Below are 8,871 nucleotides of genomic sequence, written 5' to 3'. Positions count from 1 at the left end.
CCGCGACAGTAGCGTTCATGCCAGGAACTACTGCGGAGATTTCTGAATCTGCAAATTAAATCTTTACAGGAACCCGCTGCACAATTTTTAGCTTCCTGCTTCTGGTAAGGATTCAGGTCAAGATCTTCAAATTTCCTGACTTTATCACTGAGCTGTTTTAATCTAGTTGCAAAGATGGCGCTATAAAGGGCCTCCTTGGAGCCGAAGTAATATTTGATCAACGCCGAATTTACGCCTGAGCTTTCGGCTATCATCCTTATGGAAGCACCTTCATAGCCAAATTCATCAAGACAAACAGTTCTTCCGCTGCTTTGAGCAGCGGAAGAACTGTTTGTCTTGATGAATTTGGTTAGTTAAGCTTGTCATGCCTAAAAACTTGCGAAGTTTGATAAGGCAAAATTGCGCTTGATAAAGCAATTATAGTCGGCGAAAAGGCCTGATTGTTCGTCGTAATGGCTTATTTTGAAAGCCTTCGTTTATTACCTTAAAATGGAGAGGAAACAGATAGGCGCACCGTTCAGGACTAACCGCGTGGTAGAGTACCTTTAAGTGAAAAGATAAAATTGTTCTGATAGTTTTGACTGGCTGGGATACCATGTGGGTACCAATTCATTCCCACTAATCTAAAAAGCCAGCTGCTAATTGCCTGTTACAGTTGAATTTTTAGATTTCGCAAAAATCTATCAAATGAATCTTTGCGTAGTGAAAATCTGTAACGGCTCTGCTAGAGCTGGTTCAATCTTATTTACAAACAGCTGAAAATGTTTCTGTTGGTTATGTCCCTGTATACTTTCTTCTGATTGCCACTCTTCCAGCGTAATAATAGTAGCAGAATCCGAGACAGAACGATGCACCTCGTAACGATGGTAACCTGATTCTAGCCGTGTAGCGGCGACCAGTGGTTCAAAAATGTTTGTTAGAGCCTCAATGGCCTCAGGTTTTACGTGAATAACACCTATATGTTAAGCACTGGAATTCCTTTTGGATGAATGCTTTTTATAGAAAGGCAAGAGTTTCATTGATACCTATGCCAAGCCTCAGGCTTGCTTGACGAGATAAAATTGTGCTTAAATATCAAGTAATATTGGACAGAAGGGCTTAAGCTTTCATCAAAATGACTTATTAAACATAAGGAACAAAGAAACTCTTCAGCCTTACTTAAGGCAAGAAGACTAGAACGGTGCGTATTTTATAACTGTGAAGAATTAAAACTTCTTTCGGTATTCAACAGGCGAAATACCTGTATTAGCCTTAAAAAACTTGCCAAACAATGACTGATCTGAAAAATTTAACAGGTCGCTTACCTGAGAGACAGTAAGAGTTCTGTTCTGCAGGAGCACCTTTGCTTCCAAGGCAACTGATCTATAAAGCAGCACTGCACCGTTGCTCTGGGATGTCGTCTCTTGCGCATTTCCAGAAATTCGAGGGTTAAATGAGACGAATTGGGTGAGGGCTTATCATAAGGCAAGCTATAAGTATATAGTAGTTATCTGTTCTGGTTGCTCTTCCAAATAATCTGCAAGCAGCAACTAAACTCGCACCTGAGCCAGTTGTATGGGAACCCTATGTCTTAGGCTGCACAAGTTGTGCAGACGTCAATTCTGGGAAAGGCTTAGCGGCTGAACCTCTGACGCCAAGGCAGGCTCTAATTTTACAAAATTGTACTATATCAACAAAACTGTATTGATATACAATAATAATTGGCTTTTTTTGCTAATACTGGAATCAATACCGCCGTCTTTGTGTCTGTCCTTTAACTTTTAGCCAAAGTTAATGTTTAATAGTATTAGATTAGATTGTTGTGGTATGATAGGGTAGTCTGTGGCTACCCTTTTCTTTTTCAGGAGACTTTGCAACTGCAGCAAGGGGCCTTAAAAGTAAGGCAGCTCTATATCCTTCAGGTACGGCTCCAGCATCCTTGAGTCGGTGAAGCCCAGCGCCAGCTTGATCTCGCTGGACACTGGGCAGTACCACAGCTCGCAGAAGAACCCGTCCAGGTGGTAGAGCGCATGGGTGTATCCGTCTTGGGCGGCAGTACCCAGGAAGGTGCCCCGCTTCCGTACCGCTGCGGCCCTGTCCTCCAATGACCAGGAGTGAAACTCTGATAGATCCATTGAAAGTAGCATACGTGCAAAGCCTGAACACGTATGCTACTGCCTGGTTTAAGATTCATGGCTCCCGACAAAGATTCGATTGACCTCTGTTCCATGGTCTGAAATACCTTGGAAACTCTCCTATAAACTGTTGCGATTCCACCTGGAGGGGAAGCCTTTTGGGAGCCCCTGCCATTTCGATATGAAACGATGCCAGGTGCGGCAGGCCGATTTTCCCCTGCTCAAAGCTACTGCGGAGATCCTATATCACCATCTGCACTCCGAAAAAAGCCATATTTGGGCTTTTGAGCACCCACGGACTTGAGCCAGGCCTCCGCGTCCGCTTCCTCCTCAAAAGTCCTGATCTCAAACTCGTCTCCTATCCGAAGGACCAGGCTGTCAATGGTAAGGGAGGCAAATATGCTCGAGGGCACCACCTGCGCCAGGTACCTCAGGCCAGCGGACCTCATCTGCGGGGCCCATTCTACCTCGGCCCACTCCAGGGCCATGTCCCAAGAGCCGACGACGTTCTTGTTGCTGTTGAGCAGCATGCGGCACGGCTTCTCCATGATCATTTCAAGTAGCTTATAGCCACCCTCCTTTACCGTCTCCACCGACTGCACGCCGAACCACCGCGCGTAGATGTAGGCATTGTCCTGCTTTCTTGTGGCGGTAAAGAACACGTCACCGTATATTTTCTTTAACTTTATCTGCTGTTCCATTTATGCTCTGCTTCAAGGGCTAAGTAAAATACGCAGAATCATACCCGATGGCTGTGACTATCCCACATGGTACTGCCAAAATAAGGCCTCAGCTCCGTCACTTGCATAGCTGGATGAGTTTGCACTTAGTCTAAAAAACCGTTAGTTTAACATAAATGAGCTTATCGGCCTGTAAACAAGAAAAGGCTCCCCGATATGGAGAGCCTTTTCTTGTATGATAAGTTTATCAGTAAAACTTTTCAACTTTCAGCCGTGTGTTTATACGCGCACCTTTGTATCCAGGTTTTGAATAAACTGAAAAGCAGTACAATTTTACTGTCGCCTCATGCATGACCGTTCTCGCACAAAATACCTGCTATAGAACGTTGTTTTCAGACTGACCTTGAACATAAGGTAAATTAAAAAGCAATTTACCTTTGCGCCTGTATGACCTCATACTGTATAGGTTTGAAGCTGTGATTATTGGACTGCTCAGCCGAGCAGGCCGTGAGGCCAACGATCAGATCCATCTTTGCCTCCAGCAGCACGTAGTCGCCCGCCTTGCTGGTGGGCGGGGCAACGGTGAGCTTGCCGTCTGCGGCGAACTGCACATTCATGAAGATGTTGAAGGCAGTCGGCACGTCATCAGGCGCTATGCCAAATTTTTCCAGGTTGGTGTACAGGTTCTCGAAACAGCTGGGATGGTATTCCGGGTTCTGGTACATAATCTGAAAAGTCTCTGGGCTGCAGGGAGCCAGCAGGAAATCGTTACGGCCGTTGGTGTCTTCCAGTATCTCCATCATCTTATGGCTGCGGTTGCTCCAAAGGTGGTGGCCCTTCGTTATCAGGATGGTCTCCTCAAAATCCAGTGTCTTACCTGAAGAGAGTTTCTCGCGCTTGTCCCCTGCGTTGAAGAGCACCATATCGCTTACCTGCTCGCCCTGAGGGTCAATTACTTTCAGTTTGTCCCCTTGATTTAGTTTGAATGCAGCACCTGTTTGCTTTGCAATTGTTTCAATCATTCCTGTTAATTCTTTGCTTCTCAATGCTCTATTATAGTTTACCTGCCAGAAAAGGGCACTTCCAGCTTTCCTCCACGTGGCGTCCGCTGTACTGCGGTGCCTCCAGCCCCTTGTCGAAGTCTTTCAGCATGGGGTTTATAGTCCCGTCATAGGCTATATCCCGCTCACGGATCACCTTCTTCATGTTTTCATAAACACCTTTCTGGCGCAGTTGCTCAAACTGACGATGCAGGTTAAAGGCCATGGCTGTGTAGCCCAACCTCCTTGCTTTTCTGCTTGAATTGGGGTGCAGGCCCACCACAAAAAAAGCTGTACCGTTGTAGCTGAAGCTGAAGTTCGTGTCAGCAGGGTTGCTGCTAACCTCAGGGTCCCAAGGTTTGGAACTGTTGTCGCTGTTATGCAGCAGTTGCAGCTGTGCCCACAGATTATTCTCAAAGTTGAGCTCAGCTGTTGCCTCTTTCTCTCTGAAGAAGGCTACCATTGTCATGTACTCGCTGTCGGACGCAAGCGTTTCGGCAATATAATGCTTCAGGTCATGGCCCAAGCGCATAGTGGTTTCATCTGTCGCCATATTGTTATACACCCCTATCCGGAGCTGCCCTGAGTTCAGGGCGGCCTTGGCACCCACACAGGGGTATTCCATGTCGCCTACCTTATCGGTAAGGCTATCGAAGAGCTCTTTTAGATGTAAGTTGTTGGTAGATTCCAGTTCTTCTGGCGTAAAGTATGTTTTGGTGCTCATGTTGGTTCATAAAGTTTCGCGAGTGAGGCTCTTTGCTCTTTTCGCTGCTACTGCAGATAACCCTCCATAGGGTCAGTGGTTAAGCTGACAATAGCTGGTTATACTCTTATGTTTTCAAAAAGGTGCACTCGGGACTTCAGGCACCACATAAATTGTGCAGCCGTACTGTTGCAACTGTGGATTGCGTGTCAGACTATCTGGTATTATATTATAGGTGTTTACTACAAAAAGACTTTGTTATCAAAACTGAAAGCCCCATAAAAAAGAACCAGACAGAAAAAATACCACCCATCCATAACAGGCATGATGAGGTCCAGCAGTATGATGTTTGGAATTTGCTTCTTCGTCGCCGTGCCCGAGAGAAAAGTCTTTATCTTATGCGTGGCATCCTCCATTATCAGCAAACTCTCCGTCAGGAATATGCTTAAACGGTCGTCATCAATGATGACTATCCTCATGTCTGGCTTTCGGTAAAAACAACAAGAACCTTGTGCCTGCTCCAACCTCACTTGTCACTTCTACCGCTCCCTCCATGGCTTCCAGGTGTGCTTTGACCAGGTACAGGCCGATGCCCCTTCCCTCTGTTTCAGGATGGAAGCGGCTGTAGAGCTTGAAGACTTTGTCCTTGGCTTTTTTCAAATCGAATCCAGAACCGTTGTCTTCAAAGGATATGGTTACCTCCTCCTCAGCCTCACCCACACACTTGATCTCCACCTGGAGGGGCCGCTCTTTGGACCTGTACTTGATGGCGTTCGACAGCAGGTTGTAGAAGATGCTGTACAGGTACGCTTTGTTTGCCCAGAGATAAAGGTCCTCGTCCATGTCTACCGTCACCACGCCTCCGCACCTCTCAAGCCGCTCCTGCAGGGAGGTGAGCGCCTGCTGTATTTTCAATTTAACATTTACTCGCTCCCGCTCCAGGCTTCCCTTGCTGTCCCGGATGCTGAGTATGGTGTTCAGGTCCCTGAGCACGGTGTCCATCCTGTGCGCGCTCAGCCTCAAGTTCGACAGGGTCTCTTCATACAGACTCGACCCTTTGTCCATTCTTGAGAGGAGGGAAGACAGCCCCAGGACGTTGGCGACAGGGGCCCGTAGGTTATGGGAGACGATGTAGGTGAACTGCTCCAGGTCCTTGTTCTGCTGGTAAAGGGCCTGGCTCATCTTTACCAGGTTGGCCTCCGCTTCCTTGCGGAAGGTGATGTCCTTCTGGATGGCAACGAAATGAGTGACACTGCCCGCTGTGCCGAAGACAGGGCTGACATCCATTGCAAGCCAAAAGGCCTCGCCCGATTTCCTGTAGTTGACAAGGTTCGTGTTGAATGAAACCCCTTCGGCAAACTTCTCTACAATCCGCTGCAGCTCGGCTTTGTCCGTATCGGGCCCGATGAGCAGGTCTCTCGGGTCTTTGCCGCCGATTTCTGCCAGCGTGTAGCCCGTCATCTTGGTGAAGCCCTCATTTACCCACTCTACCCGCCTCTCGGCATCCATAATGATGATGCTGTTGGAGGTTCTGCTGGCCACCAACGACAGCTTTTCAAGCTCCCTCTTTGACTTCACCCTCTCGGTGACGTCGGTCTGTATGCCGATACGGTACACCAGCTCGCCTGCCCCATCGAATATCGGCGTAACCTCCACTTCAAACCAGCGCTTTTCCCCAGACTTCCTGTAAACCAGGACCTCTTCCTTTATTGGCTGGGCATTCTTCGCCCTTTCTTTGATCCGCTGGGCAGTGACCGGGTCAGTATCCGCCCCCCAGAGCAGGTCGAAGGGCTTTTTGCCCGCTGCCTCGGGGAGGGTGTAGCCTGTAAGCCTGGTGAAGCTCTCGTTTGCCCACTCTATCCGCGCTTCCCTGTCCAGAATGACAACGGAGTTGAGCGTCTTGCTTGCCACCAGCGACAGCTTTTCGAGCTCCTTCTGCTGGTGCACCTGCTCGGTGATGTCACTGAAGTAAACCGAGAGGCCCTCCCCGGAAGGGAAGGCCTTCACCTCCAGCCACTTTTCAAGCCTCTCCAGATAGGCCTGGAAATGGACGGAGCCGTCTGTTTCCACGGCCCGGTGATATTCCCTGTAAAAGAGCCCGTTGGTCTCCTCGGGGTACACGTCCCAGATGCACCTGCCTATAAACCCGCTGCTTTCCACGAGCAGGATATTGTCGAACTCAGCGTTGGTATAGGTGAAGTTCCAGTTTCTGTCTAAGGTGAAGAACGCGTCCGTGATGCTTTCGAAGATGGTGCCGAGCTTTGCGGCCTGCTGCTCGACGGTTCTGCGGGCCTGTGTCACGTCCGTTATATCTGTGATAACCGTATGCGCACCGACTGTCCTTCCAGCGACAGTCAAAGGGACCTTTACGAAGCTGAGCACCCTGTGCCCCAGCTCCCCAAAGGTCATCTCCGCCTCGAAGCTCACCACGCTGCCGGAGAAGGCCTCCTGTAGCTTTTGCCTACAAAGCGGCACCGCCTCGGAAGGCAGAAAATCAGAAAGGGGACGGTTCATGACATCTTCCCCCCGCTTACCCACAAAAGAAAGGAAGGCAGGGTTGGCATCCAGAATAGTGCCTTCCCAATTCTGATAGAGCACCATGGACGGGTTATTGTCGAATAGAGACTTAAACCGCTGCTCGCTTTCCGCCAGCTGCAGCAGGACCTGCTTTTGCTCGGTGATGTCCCTTGAGCTGACAACGATGGCCTGCACATCGGGGTTTCCCAGCTGGTTGCTCCCCGTTGTCTCCACCCAGCGCCACTCCCCGTTGGAGGCCTTGAACCTGACATCCGGAACCCTTACCGGCTCCTGCGTCTGACGAAGGCGCACAAACGCCTGCTCAATCCTGCCAATATCATCGGGGTGAACAAAGGAGAGAGCGTTGGCCCCCATTATCTGATCAGGGCTGTAGCCGAAGGCCCTTTCATAGGGCTCGGCAACGGCTACGTAAAGGTAGTTTCCGTGCGCATCCAGCAGCGCCTGCATGTCTGAGCCATGGTCAACCAAGACCCGCTGGACCGCTTCCTTTCTGCGCATTTCCTTTTCAGCCTGCTTCTGCGCTGTGATGTCTCTTACCACGCAGAGAAAGCAGTTCTCTTCCTTCAGCCAGGCAACAGACCAAAGCAAAGGGACCTGCTGACCGTGCTTACTGGCAGCTGAGATTTCGAATTGTGTGCCTGCGCTTCTCTCTCTAATAGACTGTAAAGTTTCCAGGGTTCTGGATTGGTCTTCAGGATGAACAAAACAGGTTATGGAGAGTCCAGCCAGCTCTTCTTCTGTAAAACCCAACAGCTGCTTGCAGGCATCGCTAATCTGTACAAGTCTTGCCTCTTCGTCAATAACGCAGATCATGTCGAGGGAATACCTTAAAACATAATTTTGCACTATTTTATTCTGACTGCTTTTCATAGCTCATAAAGTTAGCTTATAAATAGGACAAAATAAATTAACACAAAAGTTCATACCTCACACGATGATTAACTTAGCAGCTATTGTAAATAGGATAATGTTGTTGAAGCTTGTTGCGTGCCAGATTACTGTACCCTTTCTAATACTACCCCTGCTTCCCATTTGTTTACTATTGAAACTAGCTCCTTTCTTACGTCCTAAAATCCTTTTTTTTGAGATTGGAAATATGTTACCTGTATGAGGGTAAGACTGATCATTATCGGCAGAAAGGAAAAAGCATTTGCTACGGTAGGAAAGGTGTGTGGAGTGAGGCCCCAACCGTATGCAAAGCTAACAGTAACCCCTGATGATATATGAGGTGTACTGCTTCGCTTCTTAACCTGTACATTTATAAATATAAGCTACCAGTGCGCTGCAGGAATCAAAGTATTCATGGTTAATACGCTATATTGATTTTAAACAGGGAATTCAACAAACTCTGAAGCAGACGCACTGTCATTAAGTTAGATCTTTTTGCAGTTTTCAGTATTAATTCAGTGCAAAAAAGATACGGCGCGAAGTTAGGCTTGTAAGTGTAATTTTTAAGTATAAATTTACTCATTTAAGTGCTTAACCCTATCATTGAGAACTCAATGGCTTCTTCAAGTTGTATCAAAGAAATGGATATGGAAAAGTGGGAGAGGGAAGAAAAAGCCCTGACGTAAACAACCGTAATGCACCAGTGGAATTACAATGTTTTACTGGAGACTTTTTTCAGGCAGCCACTGCTTGGTCGTATAATAGGTTTTCATACTGGCAAGGAGTCAGGTAACCAAGCGCCGAGTGCCTCCTTTTCCTGTTGTAGAAACCTTCGATGTATTCAAAGACGGCCAAGGGGGCCTCTTTCCCAATGCCGTCAACTTAAGGTTCTTAGTTCGTATAAACCT

At 48.0% G+C, this 8,871-nt stretch carries 9 protein-coding genes and 1 pseudogene; all 10 read right to left on the bottom strand.

Features of this window, described 5'->3' with window-relative positions; translation table 11 throughout:
* A partial coding sequence (locus tag LN893_RS19810) for a TetR/AcrR family transcriptional regulator (RefSeq protein WP_229973094.1) occupies nt 1-254 on the bottom strand: 254 nt, incomplete at its 3' end.
* Between the two features lie 429 nt (nt 255-683).
* The gene (locus LN893_RS20930) at nt 684-950 is read right to left on the bottom strand and encodes a putative quinol monooxygenase (protein WP_369427720.1); all 267 of its coding nucleotides are present in this window, start codon (nt 948-950) and stop codon (nt 684-686) included.
* A gap of 255 nt (nt 951-1,205) precedes the next feature.
* Nucleotides 1,206-1,376 (bottom strand): helix-turn-helix domain-containing protein, encoded by a 171-nt coding sequence (locus LN893_RS20925; RefSeq protein WP_369427719.1) that lies wholly within the window; start codon nt 1,374-1,376, stop codon nt 1,206-1,208.
* 495 nt (nt 1,377-1,871) lie between these two features.
* Entirely contained in the window at nt 1,872-2,114 is a 243-nt protein-coding gene (locus LN893_RS19805; protein WP_229973093.1) for a hypothetical protein, read from the bottom strand.
* 227 nt (nt 2,115-2,341) lie between these two features.
* Nucleotides 2,342-2,815 (bottom strand): hypothetical protein, encoded by a 474-nt coding sequence (locus tag LN893_RS19800; RefSeq protein ID WP_229973092.1) that lies wholly within the window; start codon nt 2,813-2,815, stop codon nt 2,342-2,344.
* A 410-nt stretch (nt 2,816-3,225) separates the two neighbouring features.
* Nucleotides 3,226-3,840, bottom strand: a complete 615-nt coding sequence (locus LN893_RS19795) for a DUF1989 domain-containing protein (RefSeq protein WP_229973091.1) — start codon at nt 3,838-3,840, stop codon at nt 3,226-3,228.
* 7 nt (nt 3,841-3,847) lie between these two features.
* Complete coding sequence (gene gntA / locus LN893_RS19790; protein ID WP_229973090.1) at nt 3,848-4,558, bottom strand: guanitoxin biosynthesis heme-dependent pre-guanitoxin N-hydroxylase GntA; 711 nt, start codon at nt 4,556-4,558, stop codon at nt 3,848-3,850.
* A 221-nt stretch (nt 4,559-4,779) separates the two neighbouring features.
* Nucleotides 4,780-5,016 (bottom strand): response regulator, encoded by a 237-nt coding sequence (locus LN893_RS19785; protein WP_229973089.1) that lies wholly within the window; start codon nt 5,014-5,016, stop codon nt 4,780-4,782.
* Nucleotides 4,997-7,945: a PAS domain-containing sensor histidine kinase gene (locus tag LN893_RS19780; protein ID WP_229973088.1), complete on the bottom strand. Its 2,949-nt coding sequence runs from the start codon at nt 7,943-7,945 to the stop codon at nt 4,997-4,999. The genes LN893_RS19785 and LN893_RS19780 overlap by 20 nt, the downstream gene beginning before the upstream one ends.
* A gap of 753 nt (nt 7,946-8,698) precedes the next feature.
* Nucleotides 8,699-8,827 (bottom strand): annotated as a pseudogene (locus LN893_RS19775) (IS3 family transposase); the annotation flags it as partial.
* Nucleotides 8,828-8,871 lie beyond the last annotated feature (44 nt).

It is taken from the genome of Pontibacter harenae (assembly GCF_020907245.1).
Lineage (GTDB): Bacteria > Bacteroidota > Bacteroidia > Cytophagales > Hymenobacteraceae > Pontibacter > Pontibacter harenae.
The sequence above is the reverse complement of the archived record's forward strand: the minus strand, read 5'-3'. Positions and strand labels throughout refer to the sequence as shown.

Coding starts and splice junctions, on each gene's coding strand:
- LN893_RS19800 (WP_229973092.1), bottom strand. CDS start 2,815: ATGGAACAGCAGATAAAGTTAAAGAAAATATACGGTGACGTGTTCTTT.
- LN893_RS19805 (WP_229973093.1), bottom strand. CDS start 2,114: ATGGATCTATCAGAGTTTCACTCCTGGTCATTGGAGGACAGGGCCGCA.
- gntA (WP_229973090.1), bottom strand. CDS start 4,558: ATGAGCACCAAAACATACTTTACGCCAGAAGAACTGGAATCTACCAAC.
- LN893_RS19780 (WP_229973088.1), bottom strand. CDS start 7,945: ATGAAAAGCAGTCAGAATAAAATAGTGCAAAATTATGTTTTAAGGTAT.
- LN893_RS19785 (WP_229973089.1), bottom strand. CDS start 5,016: ATGAGGATAGTCATCATTGATGACGACCGTTTAAGCATATTCCTGACG.